Below are 26,453 nucleotides of genomic sequence, written 5' to 3'. Positions count from 1 at the left end.
TCCATTGACTGAAAAAGGAATCAGAAGCAAGTCGAGTCTGATTCTTGTATAATGAGACTAAATGAAAAGAGAAAGGAGTCAGGATGCATGATTCAACTGTACAATACATTGACTCGTCAGAAAGAGAAATTTACACCTTTAGAAGAAGGAAAGGTCAAGATGTATGTCTGCGGACCAACGGTATACAATTACATTCATATAGGCAATGCTAGAAGTACCGTCGCGTTCGACACCATCCGCCGATACTTCACCTACAGAGGCTACGATGTCGATTATGTCTCCAACTTCACGGATGTTGATGACAAAATCATTCGAGCAGCTGCTGAATTGGGCAAGACGGCTCCGGAAGTAGCTGAGACTTTTATTGACGCATTCTTTGATGACACAGAAGCGCTAGAGGTTCAGAAACCGAATCATACGCCACGTGTAATGGAGTCTATTCCCGACATCATCACGTTTATCGAAGCTTTGATTGACAATGACTTTGCCTATTCGTCTGACGGAGATGTCTATTACAGAACACGTAAATTTGAAAAATATGGCCAGCTGAGCCGCATTTCATTAGATGAACTGGAGTCCGGAGCGAGCAACAGGCTTGGTGATGAAACATCCAAGAAAGAGGATCCTCTCGACTTTGCTTTATGGAAAGCAGCGAAAGAAGGCGAAATCAGCTGGGAGTCTCCTTGGGGGCAAGGTCGACCGGGCTGGCATATCGAATGCTCAGTCATGGCTACAAAATATCTCGGAGATACGATCGACATTCATGCCGGCGGTCAGGATCTGACTTTCCCGCATCATGAGAATGAAATTGCTCAGACAGAAGCCAAGACGCACAAGACCTTTGCCAATTACTGGATCCATAACGGATTTGTTACAATGGACGATGAAAAAATGAGTAAATCTTTAGGGAACTTTGTGCTTCTGAAAGACCTGAGAGCGCAGCATGATCCTAAAGCCTTGCGTTTCTTCATGTCTACGGCTCATTACAGACGACCGATCAACTACTCCCTGGATGCAATCGAGGAAGCGAAGACGAATCTCAACCGCATCCAGACCGCTTACTTCAATGCGAGCCATAGACTGGATCAGGCAGCTGAACAGACTGACGATGAGCAATCCCTGATGGATCAGATTGATCAGTTCAGAAATCAGTTCATTAAACAGATGGATGATGACTTCCAGACGCAGAACGGCATCACTGTTGTATATGATCTGGTCCGATTTATCAACCGTTACGTGGAAGAAGAGGATGTTTCCGGACAAGTGCTGGAAGCAAGTCTCAATATTCTTGAAGAGCTGATGAGCATCTTTGGAATCAGCTTGTCTGTTGAAGAAGACTTGTTGGATTCAGATATCGAAGCGCTGATAGAAGAGAGAGAACAAGCCAGGAAAGACCGGAACTTCCATCGTGCGGATGAGATCAGGGATCAGCTTAAAGATCAGAACATCATTCTTGAAGACACTGCTCAAGGAGTCAGATGGAAAAGGGGAAGCGGCCATGAGTAAAGCAGCGGACCCGCGTCTGCTGAATGGGCTGGCACTCGCTTATCTGGGAGATGCCATTTATGAACTCAGAATTAGAGAGCATCTGATTGCTCAAGGTCAGACTAAGCCAAATGTGCTGCATACAAAGGCCACGACTTATGTCTCAGCTAAAGCTCAGGCTTATCTGATTCAGGCACTGATGGAAGCGGACCAGCTGACTCAGGAAGAAATTGATTATTTCAAACGAGGACGTAATGCAAAAAGCTATACAAAAGCTAAAAATACGGATGCACAGACCTACAGCTATTCGACGGGCTTTGAGGCAGTCATGGGCTACCTCCATTTAACGGAGCAGTCCGACCGTCTGAATGAACTGACAAACTGGTGCATCCAGGCAATAGAGGAAAGATAAAGGAAAGGAGCGGTGCACATGCCAAAAAAACCGAATCATAAACGAACAGGCAAAGGGGGTTTACACACGAACAAACCACAGGCCAGAAAGCCGCAGGAAAGCAGCGAAGCAGTGGAGTCAGACGAGATGGTCTACGGCAGAAACCCGGTTCTGGAAACATTGAAGTCCGACCGTGATGTCAACAAACTCTTTGTTCAGGACGGTCTGGAAGGCGGCAAGATCAGCAGTATTCTTTCTGAAGCTAAGAAAAGAAAAGTACAGCTGTCTTTTGTGCCTAAATCTAAACTGGATACCTTGTCCGATGGAGGCAATCACCAGGGTCTGGTCTTAGCGACTAGTCCGGTGAACTACGCCTCGATCGATGAACTATTTGAACTGGCAGAAAAGAAAAATGAACAGCCTTTCTTCCTGCTGCTGGACGGGATCGAAGACCCGCATAATTTGGGGTCTATCTTGAGAACTGCCGATGCCAGCGGGGTACACGGCGTCATCATTCCCAAAAGACGAGCTGTCGGTTTGACATCGACCGTTGCGAAAGCTTCAGCTGGAGCAATCGAACATGTGCTTGTGGCACGCGTCACGAACATGGCGACGACCATCGACGAGCTGAAGGATCGTGGCTTGTGGATTTTCGGAACGGACATGAAAGGCAAAGACTACCGTCACTGGGACGTGTCATCTCCAGTTGGTTTGGTCATCGGGAACGAAGGAAAAGGAATCTCCAGACTGGTCAAAGACAAAGTAGACGAGACCCTGTCTATCCCGATGGTAGGACATGTCCAGAGTTTAAATGCCGGTGTCGCTTCAGGACTATTAATGTATGAAGTTTACCGGAAAAGACATGCCCTTTAAGAATAAGTCTAATGAGTAAAATCTATTAATAACGAGAGGAGTAGAGTGACGTGAAGAAGGAACTGCTGTATGTAGACGGGTACAATATGATCGGAGCCTGGCCGGATCTGGCTAAGCTGAAGCGACAGGACAAGATGGCGGATGCCAGAGACTACCTGCTTAATGAGTTGAGCAACTACGCTAAATACGAAGGCATCGAAGTCAGGATGGTCTTTGATGCTCAGCTGGTTCCTGGCATAGCACAACGTTACGATAAGTATGAAGTGACGGTCATCTTCACAAGCGAAGGCGAGACAGCTGACAGTTTCATTGAAAAAGCAGTCGGAGAAGAAAATCTTCTGATCACCCATGTACAGGTCGCCACGTCCGATCTTGCCGAACAGTGGATCATCTTCCAGAAAGGCGCGACCCGCAAGTCAGCTAATGAGCTCTATAAAGATGTCCAGAGCGCGAAGAAAAAGATCGCCATCGACAGTGCCGTCTACCGGATGCAGAACCGCTCGCGTAATTCTCCCCTTAAAGATAAAGACAAGAAGCAATTGGAGAGCTTGTATCAGCAGATGATTGCAAGGTCTTTAGATGAAAAATAATCATAAAGTAAGCCTTATACTATTGATCGAATATGACATCTTTAGGTATAAGGTTTATTTTTCAGTCGCTTTTCATGAGAAATGTCTCACAATCTCAATAACTTTAATGACTATATTAACATTTGGATAGTATAATAATTGAAACGCTTTCAATGAAACAGACTACTACTTGAAAATGTCCTATTCTGTAATTGACCAAACAATCTACAGAAGGAGAAAAATGGATGCAGACTAACCCAGTGACTAACACACCGAGTAAAAAAAAGCCATATAGAGACATCATTGATCCGATCAATGATTCTTTGATCTATCAGATACAGTCGGGTGACCACAGTGCCTTTCCTGTTCTGCTAGACAGATGTCAAATATTAATCAATAGAGCGATAGTCAGACGGTACATAAAAGGTTACGATCGAGATGATCTTTATCAGGAGGCGTGCCTTGTCCTTGTCGAATCTTCTCAGAAATATGAATTCAATAAAGGGATGACGTTCAACCAGTACATCTGCCTTTGTATGGATAATCACTTCAACCGGCTGATTAGGTGGAATAATGCGTTAAAAAGACAATCCATTCGTGATGCCTTGTCACTAGATGGCATGATTGAAGAATCCGGCCTTCAGCTTTCAGAGTCCTTTAGCAGTCCGGGACCTGAAGATTGGCCGATCATTGAAGAAACCGTAGAGAATTATCTGGTATATTTGTCCCCGTTTGAGAGAGAAGTGTGTGTGTTGTGCTATAAAGGACATACCTATGACAGTATTGCCGAAGAATTGAAATGTAGTCGGAAAAAAGTAGTAAATGCTAAACATCGCTGTACCGAAAAATTTAGGAAGTTATTTCTTTAGGAAATAATAGGACAGGCGCTTATGTAATAGTAGGTTCTTTGAAATAGTTTCAGAAACGAGGTAGGGTTTTTCAGCTTCATAGTTTAATAAGTTTGGGGCAGGAGAAGTATTTTTTCAGTCTAAACTTAATCATTCTAGAAAAGGCATTAATCTTCACACTCGTTTGTAGATTAACGCCTTTTTCGACCTGTTACAATCAATATTAAGCACATGATAAAAGTGAAGAGCTTATCTAGCTAAGTTTAATGGCGTTGAATAGATTGTTAGTGAAAAGATTAAGCTTGCTGTCATCAATGCAATGAAGACATAAAAAAGAACCCAGATTAAATCATACTCTGGGTTCGTCACAGACATTTCAACCACATTAGGTAGCAGTTATTTTGCATATGATTTAGATAGCCTGTTGTGATACACAACTTATGCCAGTGTCTCAGCCATTTTCTGCTTGCGTCGGTCACTTTTTTTTTCTTCATGCGCCTTCTTGAAACGCTGGATGGTGGTGACATGTTCCATCAGGAAGTTGGCCGCGATTCCTATGGCGATTCCTGACAGGATACCCATAAAGGAGAGCACCGGCAGATACAGGAGCACAGTCCAGGTCTGGGCAATGGTACTGGCAACGAGCAGCTGCCCCAGATTGTGCAGGATACCGCCAGTTGCACTGACCCCGATGATACTGACACGCTTGCCACCGATAAATTTTACGAGGAGCATGCCGGCATAGCTGAGAAGCGCTCCAGCTGTACTGTACATAAAGGTAGAAATCGTTCCGCCAAGCAGGGTCGTCATTAAAAGACGCATCCAGACGACTTTCATGCTGTCTTTAAAGGGAAGCGTATAGATGGCAACAATGATGATCAGGTTCGCAACGCCCAGTTTCGCTCCCGGTGCAAAGGCAAACGGGAAAGGGATGCTACGTTCAACAATTCCCAGAATCACAGCTTGAGCCGAGAGAAGTGAAATATATATCATTTTTTGAGTTCGAGTCATGGTTATCCTTCTTTTCTTGTTCATTATGTTCACAAGTGTGTGGTTTTACTCCTGTTATTGTCGCACAAAATACCTGTCACATGCCATAAAGATTAGAACAAAATTATGTCAATCTAATCTTGTGAAAACATAGACAGAGTAATACTTTTAATGTAAGATGTACAGAGAAAAAGAATGGAAGGACAATGTACATGTATACCAGAATTAAAACAATGAAAGTGCTGCTGATGGTTCCTGTCCTGTCTCTTGGACTACTGGGATGTCAGGAAGAAGATCCTAGAGGACTGGCTGATCAGCCCTATGATCGAACAGAATTTCTACTTGGGACCGTGGCAAATATAAAAGTTTATAATGAAGGTCAGGAAGAGGCGTTGGACAAAGCGTTCGAGCGCGTGCAGGAGTTGGATGAATTGTTTGCGATGCAGAACCCGGAATCTGAAATTTCTGAAGTGAATCGTCAGGCTGGAATCGAGCCGGTTGAAGTCTCAGAGGAAGTGTTCCACGTGATGGAACGTGCTCTGTATTATGCAGAAGAATCAGGTGGTAGTTTTGATCCGACCATCGGTGCCGTCACTAGCTTGTGGAGGATCGGACAGGACGATGCAGCAGTACCTGAAGCGAATGAACTGGCTGAGGCAGTTGCACTGGTCGATTATCAGAAGGTGGAACTGAACGAAGCAGAACAGACGATCTACCTTCAGGAAGAAGGCATGGTCCTTGACCTGGGAGCCATCGCAAAAGGATACATTACAGATGAAGCGGCACGTGTATTAGTGGAAGAAGGAGTCAATACGGCTATCGTCGATCTGGGTGGCGACATCGTGGTTGTTGGTAACAGCACACGAGGGGAAGATCAACCCTGGAACGTCGGGATTCAGAATCCTTATGGGGAACGCGGAGAAATACTAGGTATCGTTCCCGTTTCAGACCGAGCGATCGTCACTTCTGGAATCTATGAGCGTCTTGTCAGAGACGGGGATGACGAATATCATCATCTGATGGATCCGGAAACTGGCTTTCCGATCGACAACAACATCTCCGGTATCAGCATCATTGCGGATAATGCTATGGATGCAGATGCGCTGGTTAACATTGCGTTTTCCCTTGGTGTAGAAGACGGACTGGATTACATCAATGGGCTTGAAGATGTAGAAGTGATCTACATTACTAACGAGATGGAAATATATGCCTCCGAGGGCATCAATGATCAGATTGAAATCAGGGACAATGACTTTGAAATGATGAACTAAGCCGATTTGACAGGCTTTTTGCTGCATGGTAAAGTATAGAAGACTATGAATTAAAACATAAGTCCTTGAAGTGAGGAAATAAATCTATGAAAAAGAAACTGGCATTGGCTTGTACTGAATGCGGATCCCGAAACTATTCGAAGGAAGTAGGAACCAAAGTACGTACTGAGCGCCTTGAGATTAAAAAATACTGCCGTTACTGTAAAAAGCACACACTACACAGAGAAACAAAATAAAGAAACAGAGCACTGATACGAACTAACCGGAAGATTCAGGTGGAAGGAGTCCTTCATGAACAAAGTTAAAACATTTTTTGGTGAAGTAAAACATGAACTGAAAGAGACGACATGGCCTAAAAAAGATGAGATGAAAAAAAATACAGCAACTGTTTTCGGCGTTATGGCATTTTTCGGCGTATTCTTTTATGCGGCAGATGCAGCCATCAGCTTTTTATTGAATATAATTTGACAACAGCTTAAGATAGTAGCATTTTCACTATCTGCATGCTATACTACGTATCGAGAGTTGACGAAAAACCTTTCTTCCATAAAGTGAAGAAGGTTTTTTTAGTATGACAAATAAAAGATAAACTAAAGGAGTCTACAATGAACGAATTAGAAAGTGCAAAAGCCTGGTACGTGCTTCATACGTATTCCGGTTATGAAAACAAAGTCAAACAGAACCTTGAATCCCGTGCGAAAAGCATGAACATGGAAGAACGTATTCTCCAAGTCATTATTCCAGAAGAGGAAACAACTACTGAGAAAGACGGCAAGACCAAAATGGAAAAAGAAAAGATATTCCCTGGATATGTCCTGGTTGAAATGATCATGTCTGATGATGCCTGGTACGTTGTCCGTAATACACCTGGTGTGACCGGGTTCGTTGGGTCGCACGGAGCAGGAAGTAAACCGTCACCGCTTCTACCGGAAGAAATCGACCAGATCCTTCGCAGCATGGGTATCAATCCACGTAAAATCGAAATGGACGTCGAGCTGGGTGAACGCATCAAGATTGTTGGCGGAGCATTTGCCGGCATGGAAGGAACCGTTACAGAGCTTGAAACAGAAAAAGGAAAAATCAAAGCTTCTGTTGAAATGTTCGGACGTGAAACCAATGCGGAACTGGACTACAACCAGATTTCCAAACTGGATGATTAAAATAACAGTTGCAATAACTGAACAGTAGTGGTAAACTATTTCAGTGTGCCTTATACACGTGTATTTTGCATGCTCAGAAGTGGGAGAGGAAAATTATAACCTCATTTAACCACTCACGGACAAAATCAAGGAGGTATGTCTCGTGGCAAAGAAAGTAGTAAACGTCGTGAAACTGCAGATTCCTGCAGGGAAAGCTAATCCGGCTCCCCCAGTAGGACCAGCATTGGGACAAGCGCAAGTAAACATCATGGGATTCTGTAAAGAGTTCAACGCTCGTACAGCTGACCAGGCAGGAATGATCATCCCTGTAGTTATTTCTGTATATGAAGACCGTTCATTTACATTTATCACTAAAACACCACCTGCAGCAGTATTGCTTAAAAAAGCAGCTGGAGTAGAGTCTGGTTCTGGTGAACCAAACACTAAAAAAGTGGCATCTGTAACACGCGCTCAAGTACAAGAGATCGCTGAAACAAAAATGGAAGACCTAAACGCAGCTAACGTTGAAGCAGCTATGCGCATGGTCGAAGGTACAGCACGTAGCATGGGATTCACTGTCGAAGGATAATGAATTCACCCCATTGCTTGCTGCCTCCGCAACCTGAGAAAAGCCCAGCTTTTCAACTAAGTGCATGAGATAATAACTCATTGCTTTTGCGGAGATCAAGTGGGAGGTTAAACCGCTAATACCACAACAAGGAGGAAAAATATAATGGCTAAAAAGAGCAAAAAATACGTAGCTGCTTTGGAAAAAGTAGACCGTGAGAAACAATATGATGCAACTGAAGCATTAGAATTAGTTAAAGAAATCGACTACGCTGGATTCGACGCTACTATCGAAGTAGCTTACAGACTAGGTGTCGACCCTAAACAAGCTGACCAGCAGATCCGTGGCGCAATGGTATTGCCGCACGGTACTGGTAAAACTCAAACTGTGATCGTATTCGCTAAAGGAGACGCTGCTAAAGCTGCTGAAGAAGCAGGAGCAGACTTCGTAGGTGACAGCGATCTAGTTGAAAAAGTACAAGGTGGATGGTTAGACTTCGACGTTGTCGTTGCTGCACCTGACATGATGGCTGAAGTAGGTAAACTTGGACGTGTCTTAGGACCTAAAGGTTTAATGCCTAATCCTAAAACAGGAACAGTAACACCAGATGTTGCTAAAGCTGTTAACGACATCAAAGCTGGACAAGTCACTTACCGTGTTGACCGTCAGTCAAATGTACACGTTCCAATCGGAAAAGTGTCATTCGATACTGACAAGCTGAAAGAAAACTTGGCAGCACTTCACGACGTGATCGTAAAAGCTAAACCTGCAAGCTCTAAAGGTGTCTACATCAAGAACATGGCAGTAGCAAGCACGTTCGGTCCTGGTGTCAAAGTGGACAACAGTACAGTTCTTAAATAAAAATTGTTGAATTCTCTTGACCTGCATAACATAGCTTGCTATACTTATGCAGGTTAAGGAATTAAACTTAATTGAATATGCATTGATGAATGAAAGTCAGGCAGTCCTTTGTCTAAACGGCAGGCTGAATGACTGGATAATACCGAAGACAGTATGTGGCTCTGGCCTTAATATCATACCGAGGATAAAGTGATGAACAGTCAATTTACACTCCCTCTATGTCTACGGTGACATGGGGTTTTTTTGTACGCTTCGTTCCTTAAAGGATGGAAAGTAAAAAACAATCCTCATTTCAATCGATCAGGAGGTGAAACATCAATGAGTAAAGCAAGTGTCATTGCAAAAAAAGAAGAATTAGTTAATGAACTGACTAAGAAATTCGAAGATGCACAAGCAGTAGTCGTAGTAGACTACCGTGGATTGACAGTAGGCCAGGTTACTGAACTACGTAAGCAATTACGTGACGCAGGAATCGAAATGCGCGTACTGAAAAACACTATGCTTCGTCGTGCGGCTGAAGCTGCTGGCCTGGAAGGAATGGAAGATGTCTTCAAAGGACCTACAGCTGTAGCATTCAGTAACGAAGAAGTCGTAGCACCTGCGAAAATCATCGCTGAATTTGCTAAAGATGCAGAAGCGCTTGAAATTAAAGGTGGCGTCCTGGAAGGTAAAGTTGCTGACGTTGATCAAATCAATAAAATCGCAAAACTACCAAGTCGCGAAGGCCTACTTTCAATGCTACTATCTGTACTACAAGCACCTATGCGAAACACTGCATTGGCTGTCAAAGCAGTTGCAGAGAAAAAAGCAGAAGAAGAAGCTGCATAAACACGCAGTCGATTCAAATTGTTTTAACCTATACCTTGGTATAGTATGCTGACAAGCAAACCAACTAATATAATTAAAATGGAGGAAAACAAAAATGGCATTAGATATTGAAAAAATCATTGCTGACTTGAAAGAGTCAACTGTCGTAGAATTAAACGACTTAGTAAGCGCGATCGAAGAAGAATTCGGCGTTGAAGCAGCAGCACCAGTAGCAGCAGCGGGAGCAGCTGACGGTGGAGCAGCAGAACAAACTGAATTCACAGTAGAATTAGCATCAGCTGGTTCAGCTAAAATCAAAGTAATCAAAGCAGTTCGTGAAGCTACTGGTCTTGGCTTGAAAGAAGCTAAAGCATTAGTAGACGGAGCTCCTTCAGCAGTTAAAGAAGGCGTATCTAAAGACGAAGCTGAAGAACTTAAAGCTAAGCTTGAAGAAGCTGGAGCTTCTGTAGAACTTAAGTAATTAACTCTCTACAAAATTAAATAATCAGTTCAGAACCCCTTTAGTTGTAACTAGTTTATGACGAAGGGGTTTTTCTGTTTCTACTATTAAAGTGTTGTCTAGTTTAACGTGCCAGCCTTTCGAGAAAAAGATAAATTTACCCATTGCGCAGTATGCTCTTCTGCCGCATACTCTGTCTCTACGCATTGAAAATGCTAGAGTCACAGCAATTCGGGGAAAATTTCCTCTACTCACTATCGCTCGGTCGATCTCAACAATAGTTGTACGTGCTAAAGCACTACAACTTGTAAGGTCTACTCGCTTCAGCTCGGTCGATCTCAACAATAGTTGTACGTGCTAAAGCACTACAACTTGTAAGGTCTACTCGCTTCAGCTCGGTCGATCTCAAGTATATCTGTAAGAGCTAAAGCTCAAACAGATACTAAGGTGTTTTCTTGTCAAGGCTAAACGGCACGTGAAACTTTTCTGTTTCTACTATTTTGTGTCATTTTCAAGTTTGTATAGGAATAAGCAAGTATATTTGATAAAATGTGTCTTTGAACAGATGAAACAATTACTTATCAGACTTCGACTTAAAATATGGAAAGGACGCAACTTATGAACAATGAAAAATATCCTCAGCGTATAGATTATGGCGTGATCTTGTCGGTCATGTTGCTGGCCATCATCAGTATCTTATCCCTCTATTCGACTACGGTCCTGATTCAGGGTGGATCCATCGGAATGACCGTCAGGCAGATCGCCTGGTACGGAATCGGAACGATCGCTGTTCTCGTCATTATGCAGTTTGATTCAGAACAGCTATGGAAAATGACCACCTATCTCTACATTGCCGGTCTCATTATTTTACTTCTGACTTTAGTCTTTTATGATAGAGAGATTGCTGCTCAGACTGGTGGGAACAGCTGGGTCACATTAGGACCTTTAGGGACAGTACAGCCGTCCGAATTTGTTAAGATCCCCCACATTCTCATGCTAGCCAAAGTAATCACCAAACATAACAGTGTCTACCGCGTTCGTGAATACCAGACAGATTTGATCCTGATCGGAAAGCTGTCAGTCATCGGTCTTATACCTGTCGTGCTCGTATTCATGCAGAACGACTTGGGAACTGCACTTGTTTATCTGGCCATTCTGATCGGTGTTGTGCTTTTATCTGGAATAAAATGGCAGATTCTGCTTCCAGTCTTTCTACTGATATCTATTGTGGGGATTACCTTGATCCTATTGGTTGTTTATAATAGAGAATTCCTCTTGAATACGGGACTTTTCAGACCTTATCAGTTTGCCCGTATCGATACGTGGCTGAATCCTCATCAGGGAGCCAACGATACCTCATATCAGATTATCCAGGCCTTTAAAGCGATAGGATCGGGTGGCGTATTCGGAAAAGGATTTGGCGTGAGTGAAGTGTATGTTCCTGTAAGAGAATCCGATATGATTTTTGCAACGATTGGAGAAAACTTCGGTTTTGCCGGCGGTGCATTTCTGATCTTCATTTACTTCATCCTGGTCTATCATATGATTAGAGTCGTATATGATACGAAAAATGAGTTCTACGCTTATATTGCGACAGGGGTCATTATGATGATCGTATTCCACACGCTTCAAAACATAGGAATGAACATCGGACTTCTGCCGGTGACAGGAATCCCGCTTCCGTTTGTCTCTCAAGGTGGGTCAGCACTCCTCGGTAATATGATGGGGATCGGACTAATCTTGTCCATGCGCTACCATCATAAATCTTACTTCTTCTCCGGAGAAGGAGAAGAGTTCCATCCGGGATCATAATAACTTGAGAGCAGGAAAGGGTGGACAACATGTTACGCGATAGAATCAAATATGTAGATAAGCTAATAGTTATACCGTACCTGACCTTGACGCTGTTCAGTATCGTTATGGTTTACAGTGCCAGCAGTTACAGTGCATTATCCAATTTCGGCAATCCTCATCATTATCTGCCTAGGCAGACGCTGTTTGTCGTAATCGGCTATGTCGTTTTTTTAATAGCATTCTTTTTTCCAATCAAATGGCTGAAAAACAAGAAGTTAGTCATCTGGGGAATTGTCATTACAGCCACCTCCCTTTTTATCCTTCTTATTTTCGGGAGGGAGATAAATGGAGCCAGACGGTGGATCGAAACGCCCTTCTTCAATATTCAGCCTGCACAATTTGCCCAGTTTATGGTGATCTGGTATCTGGCTTATATTCTGTCAAAAAAACAGCGGAAAATAGCAGAAGATTTCTTTAGCGCTATTGTGGCGCCGCTGATACTGATTTCCCTCATCGTGCTGTTTATTTACATTCAACCCGATACAGGGTCGTCGTTCATTATTGTACTCATTGGAGCGATTATGATTTTTGCCAGTGGTGTCTCACCAAAACTGGGCTTTGGCTTTGGCCTCATCGGAGTAGCGGGTCTGCTTGGCTTGTCCCGGCTGATCCGACAGTACGGTACAAGACTATTTTTCCTTAACGAATACCGCTACAATCGTTTCCTGGGTTTCTGGGATCCCTTCACACTGGCTGAAGGAGCCGGCATGCAGCTGGTTCACTCCTATTATGCCTTGGGTCGTGGAGGTCTACTGGGCGTCGGATTTGGAGACAGCGTGCAGAAGACAGGTTTCCTTCCGTTTCCTTATACTGATTTTATTGTGGCAATTATAGGGGAAGAATTTGGCCTAGTTGGAATCCTCGTACTGCTTTTAACGTTCACCTTGATGGCGTCACGTCTTTTTCTGACAGCCATACGGTCCAAGCAGACTTTTGAATCTCTTTTATGTTTAGGAATAGCAACTATGTTTATGGTACAGGCCTTCATAAACCTCGGTGGAGTAATCGGGGTAATGCCTATCACTGGGCTGACTTTTCCGTTCGTCAGTTATGGCGGATCGAGCATGGTTGTTCTGTCTGCATCGATCGGTGTAGTTGCCAATGTCTCTGTACGAATCAATTACAATAAGGATAAAGCTAATAAGTCATAAACGAGAGGGCTGGATTCCGTGCGTTTCTTCATTAAGCAGCAAGTCATGTCACTGAAAGACCGGTTTTATGTCAAGGATGAAGATGGAAGAGATCGTTATTTTGTCGAGGGAGAATTTCTCAGTTTTGCTAAAAAGCTCCGGATCTACGATGAAAATAATAATGAGGTAGTGTATATTGAACAGAAACTCTGGAATTTTCTTCCTGAATTTGATCTGTTCATGAACAATGAAAAAGTGGCTACAGTAAAAAAAGAATGGGCCTTTTTCCGCAATAACTATTCGATCATCGGACAGGACTGGCACATTGAAGGGTCAGTGACTGCACATGACTATGTCATTAAAAAAAAGAACCGTGTGGTTGCGGATATCAATAAGAAATGGCTCTCTTGGGAAGACGCTTATGAGATTAATCTTTATGAAGAACAAGACCTGGAGATTCTGCTGGGTGTCGTCATCGTTATCGACTGTGTAATATCGGCAGCTAGAGCAAACAGTTCCTCTTGAATTATAAAAAAACTGTGAAGAGCTAACGGATTATAAAGAATCCGGTCAGCTCTTCACAGGTTTTTTAGTTTTAATTAAGCTTCAAATCGGTAAACTAAGGGTGTCTACGATGCATGGCTCTCTTTGAGAGTCATTTGACGAGCGGTCAGAAGGAAGGCGATGTTGAGTCCATGAAAAAGCAAGGCTGTGTAGAAGGCTGGGGCGTATGAACCGGTAAAGTCGAAGACGTATCCTACGACAGCCATGGATAAAGCTCCGCCGATCCCTGAAACGAAGGATAGGATCGTATAGATCCGTACATAAAGCTCTCTTCCGAAAAATTCAATAGTCAGTAGAGGCAAGGCAACAGCCGGTACGGAGAAAACCGAACCGAACACAAAAGACCCGAAAATCTGAGCAGCGGGATGAGTGAATAATAAAAGTATCAGGATACCGACGATGTTGATGGCGATCATAAGAATAGTGGATCTGACGATGCCTAAAACATCGCTGACTGCTCCGATAATCAGCTTGAATGAGATGTTTCCAACCATCACAGCTGAAAGCATGATCCCTCCCACTTGTGAGGACAGGAGATTTGTCTCTGCAAAACCAGGCAGGTGCTGAGACACCCCGGTAATAGATGTATGCAGAAGACCTATAATCAGGACAAGCAGGAAAGAAGACTGTGTAAAGGAAAAGGTACTCCAGTCGGCTTTCTTGATCACTTTCTTCTGCTCCTCTCCTTCAGTGTCATATCCGTAAGGAAGGTAGCCATCATCTCTAGGGTTCAGCGAGTACCGGTAGATGATGGCAGGAAGAGCCAGAACGAACATCAGCAGGCCCATAATGATGAAGCTGTTTTCCCAGCCTATAGTCTGAATCAGTGACGTGAATATGGGAGAAAATATAGCTCCGGCAATGCCGCTGAAACCGAAGGACAGACTCATAGCAAGTCCTTTTTTCTTCTCGAACCAGTTATTTACAATAAGGGACAATGGAACCATAGCATACAGACCGGCTCCGATTCCTCGCAGGATACCAAGAACGTAAAACACCCACATCGTTTGTGTGAAGGCCATGAGGATAGTGGATATCGAAGCCAGGGTAACAGCTCCGGTCAAAAGGGGTTTCCATCCGAACTGGTTGAGTAAGGGAGCAAAGTATAAAGAAATAAAAGCTAGAGCGAGAGACGAAAGGGTAGCATGCATAGCAAATGTTCCGCGATAAATATTAAGGCTTTCAGATACAGGTGTGTAAAATACCCCGATTACGTTTAAATTGATGCCGATCGCGCTGGCAGACAAGCCGCAGCTTACAGCTAGGACGAGCCAGTGCTTTAAAGATTCAGACGGTTTCGTCATATGTATCGTTCCTCTTTTCAAATCAGTCTTAAGGTTTAGTATACTGATTTTGAGTAAGTAAAGCAAAGGTCCAGCGGCTATGGCAGATATGAAAAAAAGAGTTGCAATTCCATTTGTGTACTGGTACACTATTTAAAGCAAAGCTCCTTTAACTCTATCCAGAGAGGTAGAAAAGGATGGAAAAACTTATATATCCAGCCGTTTCCGGAGGACACTCAATAGCCAGGTCTGGTGAGAGAACTGTTCAGGAAACACATGGGTTCCATCTTATCTAAAGGTCCTTTTGCATTATGTAAAGGGCATTTTTTTATGCCCAAAAACAAGAAGAAAGGGACGATAAGTTATGGCAATACAACAAAGACCATTGATTTTAGATGTGGAGGCAAGACCTGCACCGCTGAAAGGATTACTTTTAAGTCTTCAGCATGTGTTCGCAATGTTTGGAGCAACTATTTTAGTACCGATATTACTTGACATGCCCGTATCCGTTGCCCTCTTGGCGAGTGGAGTCGGAACGATTATTTATCAGATCGCGACAAAAGCAAAAGTCCCGGTATATCTGGGATCATCATTTGCCTATATTGCAGCAATGCAAATTGCGATAGATCAGATGGGTGGCGACGTTAGTGCTGCTCAGACAGGCGTCATTATGGTCGGATTATTATACGTTGTTATTGCAGCTATCATTAACTATACAGGAACAGCATGGGTGGATAAAGTGCTTCCCCCAATCGTTATCGGCCCCATGATCATAGTCATCGGACTTGGATTAGCAGGAAATGCAGTGACAAGTGCCGGACTCGTGATGGATTCTGACTGGCGTACCATTTTCGTAGCCATCTCAACGTTTCTGATCACCGCATTCGTTAATACTCAAGGTAAAGGATTCTTTAAAATCATTCCTTTCCTGATAGGGATTGCTGGTGGATATATTATCGCAGTGCTGCTAGGAGTAGTCGATTTCACTCCGGTAATAGAAGCAAACTGGTTTGCATTACCTCAGTTGTATCTGCCATTTGAAACCACTACATTTAACAGTTATTCATTCTACTTCGGACCTGAGTCATGGGCACTGGTTCCAATCGTTTTAGTAACGGTTGCAGAACATATTGGAGATCATTCAGTCCTTGGAAAGATATGTGACCGGGAATTCCTAAAAGATCCTGGATTAAAACGAACATTGATCGGTGATGGAGTGGCAACGGCTGTCTCAGGATTCTTCGGCGGGCCGGCTAACACCACTTATGGGGAGAACACCGGTGTAATCGGTATGACAAGAATTGCTTCAGTATCCGTCATCAGAAATGCTGCGCTGATCGCCATCTTCCTGAGCTTCATGGGCAAATTCACAGCATTGATCTCGACTATTCCAGACGCAGTTCTGGGAGGCATGTCCATCCTGTTATACGGTGTCATTGCAAGTAACGGTCTGAAAGTCATGATTGAAGACAAGGTCGACTTCAACCAGTCAAGAAACCTGATTATTGCCAGCTCGATGCTCGTGGTTGGTCTAGGCGGAGCAGTGTTCGACATTGCCGGGTTCGTCACTCTTTCCGGAACAGCCTTGAGTGCGATTGTCGGCATCATCTTAAACATCATCCTACCTAAACAGGAAGCAGAATATGATCCGGAAGTGTAATGAACAGCAGTCAGTAAACCAGATCCAGGAACGTATTCTTAAACTGGAATGATACACTCGGCAGCTTCTATCTTCTGATGGGGATTGGATGGAAGATGACTCTGAAAAAACGGTTAAAGAGAATATGCGTGTAACTAAATATGATGACTCGATTTATTAATTTAATTATTCCATCAAACGAAAGTGCACCTGCCTTCCGTTCCTTTAGTAGAAAAGGAACGGAAGGCAGGTGTTTTATATTTTTTTGAGTTTAATGGGTCATTATGTGACCTGTAATAATATAATGTAATGACCTTGTATACACTATAAAATAAACCTATTATATAGCTGTAAGACGCAGAAGTCTTTTGTTGTGTTGTTAACTCATTCATCAGAACAACAGGAAGGAGTGAAGACATGTTCATTTATTCAGAAAAAATCTATACACCGAGTGGATATCAATCCGGTTATCTTGAAGTGGAAGATGGGAAGATTGAAGGTATCCACGATACTATCGAAAAGGAGGAGTATATCGATTACGGAGACAAGATTATCATTCCAGGATTTATAGATGTCCATATACATGGCTGGGCAACAGGATCGTTTATCCATCAGGGAGACGAGCAGTCTCTGGCCAGAATGTCGAAAGATCTGGTCAATATGGGTGTGACCTCGTATCTGGCGACAACAGCAACTGATCATTTAGACAACTTAAAAAGTCAAGTGATAGCAGCAGACCGATTTGGGAAAGAGTGGACCCCTGATATGGGGGCTGATCTTATCGGCGTGCACCTGGAAGGCCCCTTCATAAATGAAAAGTACAAGGGGATGCAGAAAGCCGAGTACTGTCTGCCGCCGACGGTTGAAACAGTCGATGACTTGTTGAACCCGGTCAGTGACGGCCTCGTAAAACTGATGACTCTAGCGCCGGAACTGCCGGGAGCAGCTGAAGTGATCACTTATCTTAACCAGAAAGGCATCCAGATCTCAGTCGGACACAGTGCAGCGGAATTTGAAGAGATCAAGGAATTGAAAGATTTAGGCCTTGGAGGCTTCACCCATACGTTCAGCGGAATGAGGGGAATGCACCATCGCCGTCTCGGAGTGGCCGGAGCAGCTATGTACTTCGATGATATGTATGCGGAGTTCGGTAAGCAGACTGGACTGACAGTCAGGCCGGAAGCTTTTGCAATCGTGTACAAAATAAAAGGGCCTGACAGAATCACGCTCACCACAGACTGCACGGGACTAGCTCAAGTCAGTGAAAAAACATACCATTACATTCGCGAAGCGACGTTCGAACCTGAAAGCGATAAGCTAGTACGGGTGACTGGAGATGATGGCAAGACTGAGCTCCTGGACAAGACTGACTATTCCAGTGTGAAAGACATTGAATTGGGCTTTCTTCCTTCAGTCAGAAATGTTGTCAAAAATGTCGATGCATCCATTGGAGACATCGTGAAAATGGCTTCTGAGAATCCTGCTGCCTACATAGGTGTATCTGACAGGAAAGGGCGCCTTGAAAAAGGAAAAGATGCCGACTTTTTAGTAATAGATGGAGAGTTCAACCTGTACGACACGTATGTTAAAGGAATTAAACAAAAAATTGAAAAGTAAACAAGGAGGAAAAAATTATGTGGGATAAATTTAAAGATCAGATCCAAGTATTTGGACGGTCACTGCTTCTGCCTATCGGGATAATGGCGCCAGTAGGTATGCTGATGGGATTGATGGGGGCGTTCACGCAAAGTTACATGATCGAACAGTTTCCGATTCTTGGGAATGAAACACTACAGACTGTTCTAAGCAGTACTCAACAGATATCCAGTATCATTTTTAGTAACATTCCGGTCCTGTTCGCCATGGGTGTGGCGTACGGAATGGCTAAGAACGAAAAAGGAATTGCAGTATTTTCATCGATCATCAGTTATCTAGTTCTTATAACAACGATGAATGTCTACTTAAACGCAACAGGGAATCTGGCAGATCCTGAAGTCATGAACGAACTGGGTCAAGGCATGGTACTTGGTATTCAGACGATCCGTGTTGATGCAGCCGGAGGGATCATTTCGGGGCTGTTGGCTGCCAAGCTGACAGACAAGTTTTACAGAGTACAGCTGCCGCTTGCCTTTGCCTTCTTCTCAGGTAAAAAGTCAGTCCTGATTCTTTCATTCCTGTTCACTGTTCCAATTGGACTGGTCCTGCCGTTCATCTGGGGCATTTTTACCCGCATGCTGATAGGCATGTCTCCAATACTAATGAACCAGCCGTTCGGTGCCGGAATCTATGCACTGCTTAACCGTGCGCTTATTCCTTTTGGTCTGCACCACGTTCTGGCCGCTGTTGTACGATTTACTGAAGCAGGTGGAACTTGGGTGATCGAAGGAGAATATTATGTAGGGATATTAAATGCCATGAACGAAGTCCTGTTCGAACTGGGGCCTTCTCATGAAGCATGGGGACGCATCATGCCTCAAATCAGCCCGTATTTGGCTTCCGGTCAGATGCTGACTACTTTATTCCGTATTCCAGCTATTGGACTGGCAATGTATCACACTGCTTATAAAGAAAACAAGAAGCTGGCAAAAGGGATCATTCTTACTGTTGTCCTGACAGCCTTCCTGGGGAACATTACTGAACCAATGGAATTCTCATTCATGTTCATATCTCCTATCCTTTATATTGTGTATATCATTCTGGCCGGTATCACCGTTATTCCTCTAGCGATGATGAACGTCAGTATCGGTTATATACGTGGAACGATTTTCGACTTTGTCATCTTCGGTCTGCTTTACGAAAATACTGGGTGGATCAATCTGGTACTCGTAGGGATCGCCAACTTTGTGATTTTCTACTTCGTGTTCCGTTACTTGATCGTGAAACTGGATGCCAAGACACCGGGACGTGAAGATGTGAACCGTAATGTGACGCTGCTTAACGAAAAACGTTATGGCGATATTGCTCAACTGGTTATCGAAGGATTAGGTGGAAAAGAGAATGTGGCTCAAGTTGATAACTGTGTCTCTCGTCTGCGTATTGATCTGAAAGATCAGAAAGTCGTTAATGCCGATAAGCTGAAAGAAGCCGGAGCATCCGGAATATTCTTCCCTAAAAAGAATCACGTCCATGTTGTATTCGGTCCGCATGTCGAGTTCGTCCGCAACGAAGTAGACGACTACATGGCAGGGAAATAGAAGCTTAACCTTAGAAAGGAAGACCGATGATGAGAGCATTTTATGACTCCAAAAGTAAGACAATAGATGACCGGGGGATCCGGGAGCTTTTTGAAGAACAGACAAAATACAAAGCGTGGCTGAAAATAGAGGCAGCTCTGGCAAAGGCTCAAGCAGAAGCAGGATTTATTCCTGAGCAGGCGGCTTTAGACATTGAACAGTCAGCGAAAGTTGAAAATATCGATTTTGAAGAAATGGACCGCATTTACAGAGAAATTGGGCATGGCTTTGTGCCTTTCCTTAAAGTGCTGGTCAAAGCCTGTCCAGAAGACAGTGGCAAGTACGTCCATTACGGCATTACGACTCAGAATGTGCAGCAGAGTGGACAGCTTTATGTCATGAAACAGATTCATGATAAGTTTATGCTGCTGTCAGGACAGATTCTCAAAAACTTGTCCAAACTGGCTGCCGAGCATGCAGACACTGTTATGCCTGGCAGGACACATGGGCGACATGCGACACCTATCACATACGGCTATAAAGTATCTGCCTGGATCAGTGAGTTCATTGACAGCATCGAACGATTGAGAGAATCCGAAAAACGGGTATTCCGAGTAATGATGGGCGGCGCCGTTGGAACATTCAGTACGATGCCTGAAGTAGGACCTAAAGTCCAGGCGCGTGTTGCGGAACTGCTTGGTATGTATCCGATGGACGTGCCGTCCCGAAGCATCAATACTCACAAGCTCGAGTACATGATGAACCTGTCGCTGCTGGGAAATGTCTGTCATAAGATGGCAGAGGAAGTCTACCAGACCAGTCTTGAAGAAATAGCAGAAGTAGCAGAAGGCTTCAAGGAAGGGACCGTTGGAAGCAGCACGATGCCGCACAAGATCAATCCGAAACTGGCAAAAGGCATTATTGCCAATTCCCAGAAACTGTATTCTCTTCCCGGAGTGGGGTCTTACTCAGCTGTCAGACCATATGAAGGGGACAGCAGCCAGTACATGCTCTTTGATGGGTTAATGGAAGAAGCGCTTCAGCTGATGACAGAAATTCTTTTACGTGCTGAGGAGCTGACCAGAACCCTCCAGATCAATAAGGAGCGTATGCTGGAAAATGCTCTGAGAAATAAAGGACTCGACAACAGTGAATATGTCATGATGGAAATGGCGAAGAAACTTGGGAAAGACAATGCCCATTCTCTAGTTTATGATATAGCAATCAAGACAGCTGCTTATGGGGAAGACTTTTATACAAACCTGAAGGCAAATGATCTGATCGATGAAAAATACGACGATAAGGAACTAAAAGACCTGATCGATCCAAGAAGCTATACAGGCCTGGCTTCGCAGTTGGCTAAAGAAGCATCAAAGAGAGCAGAAAAGCTTTCTGAAGAGTTACTGTAACCATAAGTGCAGAAAGACTGTCTGGACAGGCAGTTTTTTTGCTTTATATTAATTAAGAGGTGACGTATGACTAAACTGATAATCAATGCCGATGATTTCGGCTATTCTAAAGGTATCAACTACGGGATCGTTGAATCCCATTTATCAGGAGCAGTGACATCAACGACTATGATGGCGAATATGCCCGGACTTGATCATGCACTTAAGCTGATCCCCTCAGTACCTAATTTAGGTATTGGCGTTCATCTGGCTTTGACAATGGGCAAACCGGTCAGCGACGGGACAGATAATTTAGTTGATGAGAATGGCCTGTTCAAGAAAAGAGCCTTCTACCAGACTGAATCTGCTGATCTGGATCAACTGTATATAGAATGGAAAGCACAGATAGACAAGCTTCTGAATCTGGGCGTAAAATTGACTCACATCGATTCGCATCACTATGTACACATAATGGGGGAACATGCAAAAGTGACGGAGCAGTTGAGTAAGGAATATCACCTGCCCATCAGAGTCTATGGAGATGTACTTGAGCGTTCAGCTTATCCAGATTGTTATGTCACGGAAGCCTTCTGGAATCTGTTCAACTTTCCGGCGTTCAAGGACATGTCCCGGTCCTTTTCCGAAGTTCAAGACACGCTGTTTGATGTATTCAAAGAAAACGCTGAAAAATTTAACGGATATGGAACAGTTGAAGCAAGCTGTCATCCGGGCTTCGTTGATACAGAGGTGTACTATCAGTCCTCATTCCATCTGCCTAGAATGAGGGAAGTGGAAGTTCTGTGCACTCAGGCATTCAGTCAGATGCTTCAGTCATACGGCTACGACTTAAGCCACTATGGAACACTATAATACAGAGTGATAAAGAGTCAGGAATCATCTTTACTTTTTAGAACTGCTTTGATAACGTTAACAAAAAGAGATAAGGAGAATGAGCGTGGTCGTGACCCAGTTTGACCTGAAGTTGGCTAATTATGTTCAGGATAAAGGTAAAATTGACTTTAAAGCCTGTGAAGAACTGTTCGGAAAAAGTGAGTCGACGCTTAAGCGGAGCATTTATACGTTGAATGAATACATTCCCGATCACCTGAGGTTCAGCATCAGTCATCATGAGATCAGAACGAATATGACTTATGCTGACTTCTCGGCTCTCTGTCAGCGGCTAGATATGAATGACTATTCCCCGTCACTGGAAGAGCGACTCAGTCTGATTGTGTGCTTCGGGCTGCTTGACGGCATTGTCAATATGACCGAACTGTATGCCAGGTTGAACCTCAGTTTGTCCACGAAGAAGAAAGACAGGAAAGAACTGGGCTTTCTCCTTCAACAAAATGGCATTGAAGTAGTAAACAGGCATAGGAAAGGGGTCAGTTTTGAAGGGAACGAGCGGTTTCTCAGAATGATTGCAGCAAGGAATCTGTTGTCTGTCATCGAGTTGAAAAAGAATGATGACTATGTTCCTCGGCAGGCCAATACGCCTGTACAGACTCTCCTTTACGAACTGGTGGAGCATTACCTGACAGCTTACCACGACAAAGTGAAAGACAAGCTCTGTGACTTCTTTGGTCCGGATGCCCGATTAGTCGATTATCCATCAAAGAAATTTATCTACCTCCATATGATGATCAGTCTCATACGTATTGAAAAAGGCTATACCATTAAAGAGATTATTGAAGATATGCCTGAAGTGGCTTCGAATTATCTTCTTCCAGTCCAGGAAGACAGTGATTATCTGGATTACCTGATTGCCTCGTTGAACTACAAGGAACCGTTACACTTTCCATTCAATAGTCAGCTCAAGAGGCTGACCGAAGAGCTGATCAATGTTATAGAAGAAAAAAATCAGGTTCAGTTCTATACGTATGATAGTATATATAATGAGCTGTATGCCTATTTCTATAAGTGTCTGATCAAAAACAAGCTGGCCTACTATTTTTACGATGACAAGCTGGATAATACCAAGACTGTCTTTCCGAAACTGTATGAACAAGTAAAGCGGACAGTCAGTACGTGGGAGACAGATGACGGCTGTGAGCTGACCGATCATCAGATCTCCGTGGTCTGTCTGATTCTTGAACGGTTCATTATAAAGAACAGAGTTGCCGGCCAGAATAACAGGCGGGTCGTCATCATCACAAATTCTTCTGTCGAGAAAGTTTCATTTTTTCTGGAAGTATTAAGCCAGCATGTCAATTACGAGATGGTCTCTTATCTGACAATCAACGAGTTATACAGACTTGAAGAAATGAAATTCGATGCAATCTTGACTTTTTCAAACAGGATCACGGTTCTGCTATCTGAATTAGGATGGGAAAGTATCAAGATAAATTTCTATCTGACAAGTGATGACATCAAGCGGCTGCTCGATCATGGGTTTACAAGCAGCCGTAATAAGAAACTTCTCGCAGAAGAGGTTGTCAGACAGTTGGAAACAAGATCGGATACTATGGACAGAACCACTTATCTGCAGACAGCTTTTCCGGATATTATGATTTAAAAAGGGGAGCATTATGATAAAAAGACTGGAACAAGATGGATTTGGACAAATCGGAATACCCGAGGATTGTAAATGGGGACCTCAGACTCAGAGCAGTCTGCAGAACTTCTCTATTGGAAACGAGACGATGCCTCTGGAGCTGATCCATGCGTATGCACGCGTCAAGAAAGAAGCGGCAGAAACAAATGCCGAGCTGGGGTTACTCGAACCCCAGAAAGCAGACGCCATAGCTTCAGTCTGTGATGCGATCATTAAAGGACACTGGGACAGTGAATTTCCTCTATCCGTCTGGCAGACAGGCAGCGGCACACAGACCAATATGAATGTCAACGAGGTCATAGCTCACCTGGCAAAAGGTGAAAGTGGACTGGACATACATCCAAATGATGACGTTAATAAAGGGCAGAGTACCAACGATACCTTTCCTACATCGATGCACATTGCTTCTGTCCGGCTGCTTACTGATCATCTGCTGCCAGTGCTGGGGGAGCTTGAGCACACACTGGAAGAGTTGGAAACCAGGTATAAAGATACGATAAAAATCGGACGGACTCACCTTCAGGATGCAACGCCTGTCACGTTCGGTCAGGAAGTCAGCGGCTGGAAGGAAATGATGGTTCAGAATGCTGAAATGATCCAAGCCGCATTAATTCCATTGAAACGACTGCCACTCGGTGGAACAGCTGTAGGTACCGGATTAAATACCCATCCGGACTTTGCAGAGAAGACTATCCGACGAATCAGTCAGGCATCCGGCATCGAATTTAAGGAGAATCCGAATAAGTTTCACGGCCTGACGAGTAAAGATGCCTTCGTCTTTGCTCATGGTGCGCTGAAGGCTCTGGCGGCAAATGCATTGAAGATGGCGAATGATGTCAGGTGGCTATCCAGTGGACCAAGAAGTGGGCTGGGAGAAATAACGATTCCCGCCAATGAAGCAGGCAGCTCCATCATGCCTGGAAAAGTAAATCCTACTCAGGCAGAAGCACTAACAATGGTCTCCGTACAGGTTTTGGGGAATGACACGGCAATCGGTGTCGCAGCTTCACAGGGAAATTTCGAGCTGAACGTTTATATGCCAGTTATTGCTTACAATATGATTCAGAGCATTACTTTGCTGGGAGACAGCCTCGCTTTATTTAACAGCAAGTGTCTGAAAGGCATACAAGTGGTGGAAGAAGAGATGAGCGAACTGGTAGACCAGTCGCTGATGCTGGTGACCGCTCTCGCCCCGAAGATTGGCTACGATAAAGCCAGTCAGATTGCCAAAAAAGCCCACGAAGACCAGTCGACTCTAAAAGAAGCAGCTGTTGACCTGGGGATACTTACAGAAGAAGAATTCGAGAAGTATATCGATCCGGCTGACATGGTGTAGTGTGACTGGATGCAATTCATTTAGAAAATGAGATTCTGATACCAGCTTTTTAAATCGAACAGAGGCCTGGCGCCTCTGTTTTCTTTTTTGAGCAGTTCTGTATCGATGAAACGACTGACTCTTGATGGTGACGCGCTCTATTCCGTCTTTAATTGTAGTTCGTTAGCTTTCATCAAGTCGATTATGTCGTTAAAACGCGTCTAGCGGTAGTTCAGCTTTTAAAATTTTCTAAAGATGCTGTTAGAAGACATCTAGCGACAGTTCGGATCAATAATTAATCCAGTTCTTCCGTTAGACAGACTCTAGTAGAAGAAACGCGACCGCGTTTCAGACTAATCTGTAACTAGAAACCTTGTCGCTGGAGTTCCAAGGTTTAACAGGGAGCTAAACTGTAAGTAGGCTGCCTTCTAGATGAAATATAGCAATAATCAATATCATTAAAGTTTACCTATATCAGTCAGAGGGAGAAAACTAGTCTAAAATGAACAAGGATTGTAGTCCGGCCGGTTGAATAGTATACTTAAAGCACACTGACTACAAAGCAAAAGAGGAGTATCAGATGACTGATCATTATTTTACATCGAAGCCGAGTGCTGATAAAAACGAGAAGAAAATTGAAGCCAGACTTAAGGGGCAGCAGATGACCTTTACGACAGATGCTGGAGTCTTTTCGAGAGACCGTGTGGACTTCGGGTCTAAGGTTATGATCGAAGCAATTGACGAGCGGGCATTTTCCACGGGGGAGGTCCTGGATGTCGGATGTGGGTACGGGCCGGTCGGGCTGTCTTTAGCCAAGGCTAATCCGGCACTTCACATCGATATGATTGACGTAAACGAACGGGCCCTCGAGCTGGCTAAGAAGAATGCCGAACTGAACGGGGTTTCCAATGTCTCTATTTTTCTTTCTCCCATATATGAGCAGGTCGAGAAACAGACCTATGGTGCTGTCATTTCTAATCCGCCGATCCGTGCCGGGAAACAAACGGTGCACAAGATCATCACGGATGCCAAGGAACATCTGGCGGACAACGGAGTGCTGATCATCGTTATTCAGAAGAAGCAGGGTGCGCCGAGCGCAAAGAAAGTCATGGAAGAGACATACGGGAATGTGACTCGTATCGGACTCGACAAAGGATACTGGGTCCTTCAGTCCATCAAAACGGACTGACAGGGAGACCATAAATAATAACAAGCCTATCCAATTACTGGATGGGCTGTTTCTTTAGAAAAAACTTGACTTACTCTTGCTTTTTGTGTAAACTTAATAGAC

General features: G+C 43.9%; 26 protein-coding genes and 1 other annotated feature. Of the genes, 24 read left to right on the top strand and 2 right to left on the bottom strand.

The window, feature by feature from the left end; translation table 11 throughout:
- Positions 1-87 precede the first annotated feature (87 nt).
- The 5 genes from cysS to BLR76_RS03225 all read left to right on the top strand — a co-directional run bounded on the left by cysS (position 88) and on the right by BLR76_RS03225 (position 4,187).
- Positions 88-1,506 carry a cysteine--tRNA ligase gene (gene cysS / locus BLR76_RS03245; RefSeq protein WP_091265378.1) on the top strand — a complete coding sequence of 473 codons (1,419 nt, stop codon included), beginning with the start codon at positions 88-90 and terminating at the stop codon, positions 1,504-1,506.
- Positions 1,499-1,897 (top strand): Mini-ribonuclease 3, encoded by a 399-nt coding sequence (locus tag BLR76_RS03240; RefSeq protein WP_091265375.1) that lies wholly within the window; start codon positions 1,499-1,501, stop codon positions 1,895-1,897. The genes cysS and BLR76_RS03240 overlap by 8 nt, the downstream gene beginning before the upstream one ends.
- Positions 1,898-2,023: 126 nt before the next feature.
- Positions 2,024-2,749: a 23S rRNA (guanosine(2251)-2'-O)-methyltransferase RlmB gene (gene rlmB, locus BLR76_RS03235; protein WP_245683013.1), complete on the top strand. Its 726-nt coding sequence runs from the start codon at positions 2,024-2,026 to the stop codon at positions 2,747-2,749.
- Between the two features lie 50 nt (positions 2,750-2,799).
- Positions 2,800-3,339, top strand: coding sequence for an NYN domain-containing protein (locus BLR76_RS03230; protein ID WP_091265372.1), 540 nt, complete (start codon positions 2,800-2,802; stop codon positions 3,337-3,339).
- Between the two features lie 224 nt (positions 3,340-3,563).
- Positions 3,564-4,187, top strand: coding sequence for a sigma-70 family RNA polymerase sigma factor (locus BLR76_RS03225; protein ID WP_091265370.1), 624 nt, complete (start codon positions 3,564-3,566; stop codon positions 4,185-4,187).
- A 417-nt stretch (positions 4,188-4,604) separates the two neighbouring features.
- Here BLR76_RS03225 and BLR76_RS03220 read toward each other — a convergent pair whose 3' ends face one another.
- Positions 4,605-5,177 carry a Gx transporter family protein gene (locus BLR76_RS03220; protein ID WP_091265368.1) on the bottom strand — a complete coding sequence of 191 codons (573 nt, stop codon included), beginning with the start codon at positions 5,175-5,177 and terminating at the stop codon, positions 4,605-4,607.
- Between the two features lie 191 nt (positions 5,178-5,368).
- Here BLR76_RS03220 and BLR76_RS03215 point away from each other — a divergent pair, with 191 nt between their 5' ends.
- The 11 genes from BLR76_RS03215 (at position 5,369) to BLR76_RS03165 (ending at position 13,771) form a co-directional block, all read left to right on the top strand.
- Entirely contained in the window at positions 5,369-6,427 is a 1,059-nt protein-coding gene (locus BLR76_RS03215; protein WP_176759592.1) for an FAD:protein FMN transferase, read from the top strand.
- 86 nt (positions 6,428-6,513) lie between these two features.
- Entirely contained in the window at positions 6,514-6,663 is a 150-nt protein-coding gene (rpmG, locus tag BLR76_RS03210) for a 50S ribosomal protein L33 (RefSeq protein ID WP_091265362.1), read from the top strand.
- A 55-nt stretch (positions 6,664-6,718) separates the two neighbouring features.
- A complete protein-coding gene (gene secE, locus BLR76_RS03205; RefSeq protein ID WP_091265361.1) occupies positions 6,719-6,895 on the top strand; it encodes a preprotein translocase subunit SecE in 177 nt (58 codons plus the stop codon).
- A gap of 137 nt (positions 6,896-7,032) precedes the next feature.
- Positions 7,033-7,587 (top strand): transcription termination/antitermination protein NusG, encoded by a 555-nt coding sequence (nusG, locus tag BLR76_RS03200; RefSeq protein WP_091265356.1) that lies wholly within the window; start codon positions 7,033-7,035, stop codon positions 7,585-7,587.
- Between the two features lie 142 nt (positions 7,588-7,729).
- Positions 7,730-8,155, top strand: a complete 426-nt coding sequence (gene rplK / locus BLR76_RS03195; RefSeq protein WP_091265354.1) for a 50S ribosomal protein L11 — start codon at positions 7,730-7,732, stop codon at positions 8,153-8,155.
- 144 nt (positions 8,156-8,299) lie between these two features.
- The gene (rplA, locus tag BLR76_RS03190; protein WP_091265351.1) at positions 8,300-8,995 is read left to right on the top strand and encodes a 50S ribosomal protein L1; all 696 of its coding nucleotides are present in this window, start codon (positions 8,300-8,302) and stop codon (positions 8,993-8,995) included.
- Positions 8,996-9,119: 124 nt separating this feature from the next.
- Positions 9,120-9,249, top strand: a sequence feature (ribosomal protein L10 leader region).
- A 64-nt stretch (positions 9,250-9,313) separates the two neighbouring features.
- On the top strand, positions 9,314-9,823 hold the full coding sequence (gene rplJ, locus BLR76_RS03185; protein ID WP_091265348.1) for a 50S ribosomal protein L10: 510 nt from the start codon (positions 9,314-9,316) through the stop codon (positions 9,821-9,823).
- 94 nt (positions 9,824-9,917) lie between these two features.
- Positions 9,918-10,283, top strand: a complete 366-nt coding sequence (rplL, locus tag BLR76_RS03180) for a 50S ribosomal protein L7/L12 (RefSeq protein ID WP_091265345.1) — start codon at positions 9,918-9,920, stop codon at positions 10,281-10,283.
- A gap of 597 nt (positions 10,284-10,880) precedes the next feature.
- Positions 10,881-12,074, top strand: a complete 1,194-nt coding sequence (locus tag BLR76_RS03175; RefSeq protein ID WP_091265342.1) for an FtsW/RodA/SpoVE family cell cycle protein — start codon at positions 10,881-10,883, stop codon at positions 12,072-12,074.
- A 29-nt stretch (positions 12,075-12,103) separates the two neighbouring features.
- A complete protein-coding gene (locus BLR76_RS03170; protein WP_091265338.1) occupies positions 12,104-13,267 on the top strand; it encodes an FtsW/RodA/SpoVE family cell cycle protein in 1,164 nt (387 codons plus the stop codon).
- A gap of 18 nt (positions 13,268-13,285) precedes the next feature.
- The gene (locus BLR76_RS03165; RefSeq protein ID WP_091265334.1) at positions 13,286-13,771 is read left to right on the top strand and encodes an LURP-one-related/scramblase family protein; all 486 of its coding nucleotides are present in this window, start codon (positions 13,286-13,288) and stop codon (positions 13,769-13,771) included.
- A 104-nt stretch (positions 13,772-13,875) separates the two neighbouring features.
- On the opposite strand, the gene BLR76_RS03160 is transcribed toward BLR76_RS03165, so the two are convergent.
- The gene (locus BLR76_RS03160) at positions 13,876-15,114 is read right to left on the bottom strand and encodes an MFS transporter (protein WP_143009179.1); all 1,239 of its coding nucleotides are present in this window, start codon (positions 15,112-15,114) and stop codon (positions 13,876-13,878) included.
- Positions 15,115-15,457: 343 nt separating this feature from the next.
- Here BLR76_RS03160 and BLR76_RS03155 point away from each other — a divergent pair, with 343 nt between their 5' ends.
- The 8 genes from BLR76_RS03155 to BLR76_RS03120 all read left to right on the top strand — a co-directional run bounded on the left by BLR76_RS03155 (position 15,458) and on the right by BLR76_RS03120 (position 26,351).
- Positions 15,458-16,753 (top strand): uracil-xanthine permease family protein, encoded by a 1,296-nt coding sequence (locus tag BLR76_RS03155; protein ID WP_091265328.1) that lies wholly within the window; start codon positions 15,458-15,460, stop codon positions 16,751-16,753.
- Positions 16,754-17,149: 396 nt separating this feature from the next.
- Positions 17,150-18,349: an N-acetylglucosamine-6-phosphate deacetylase gene (locus BLR76_RS03150; RefSeq protein ID WP_091265325.1), complete on the top strand. Its 1,200-nt coding sequence runs from the start codon at positions 17,150-17,152 to the stop codon at positions 18,347-18,349.
- A gap of 17 nt (positions 18,350-18,366) precedes the next feature.
- Entirely contained in the window at positions 18,367-19,926 is a 1,560-nt protein-coding gene (locus BLR76_RS03145; protein WP_091265323.1) for a PTS transporter subunit EIIC, read from the top strand.
- A 29-nt stretch (positions 19,927-19,955) separates the two neighbouring features.
- Positions 19,956-21,314, top strand: a complete 1,359-nt coding sequence (locus tag BLR76_RS03140; protein ID WP_091265321.1) for a class-II fumarase/aspartase family protein — start codon at positions 19,956-19,958, stop codon at positions 21,312-21,314.
- A gap of 66 nt (positions 21,315-21,380) precedes the next feature.
- Positions 21,381-22,163, top strand: a complete 783-nt coding sequence (locus BLR76_RS03135) for a carbohydrate deacetylase (RefSeq protein WP_091265319.1) — start codon at positions 21,381-21,383, stop codon at positions 22,161-22,163.
- Positions 22,164-22,248: 85 nt separating this feature from the next.
- Positions 22,249-23,808, top strand: coding sequence for a PRD domain-containing protein (locus BLR76_RS03130; RefSeq protein WP_091265317.1), 1,560 nt, complete (start codon positions 22,249-22,251; stop codon positions 23,806-23,808).
- A 13-nt stretch (positions 23,809-23,821) separates the two neighbouring features.
- Positions 23,822-25,183, top strand: a complete 1,362-nt coding sequence (locus BLR76_RS03125) for a class II fumarate hydratase (protein ID WP_091265316.1) — start codon at positions 23,822-23,824, stop codon at positions 25,181-25,183.
- Between the two features lie 559 nt (positions 25,184-25,742).
- On the top strand, positions 25,743-26,351 hold the full coding sequence (locus tag BLR76_RS03120; RefSeq protein WP_091265314.1) for a class I SAM-dependent methyltransferase: 609 nt from the start codon (positions 25,743-25,745) through the stop codon (positions 26,349-26,351).
- Positions 26,352-26,453 lie beyond the last annotated feature (102 nt).

Origin of the sequence: Alkalibacterium thalassium, from assembly GCF_900101165.1 — a bacterium.
Classification (GTDB): Bacteria; Bacillota; Bacilli; order Lactobacillales; family Carnobacteriaceae_A; genus Alkalibacterium; species Alkalibacterium indicireducens.
This window is presented reverse-complemented; position numbering and strand designations above follow the sequence as displayed.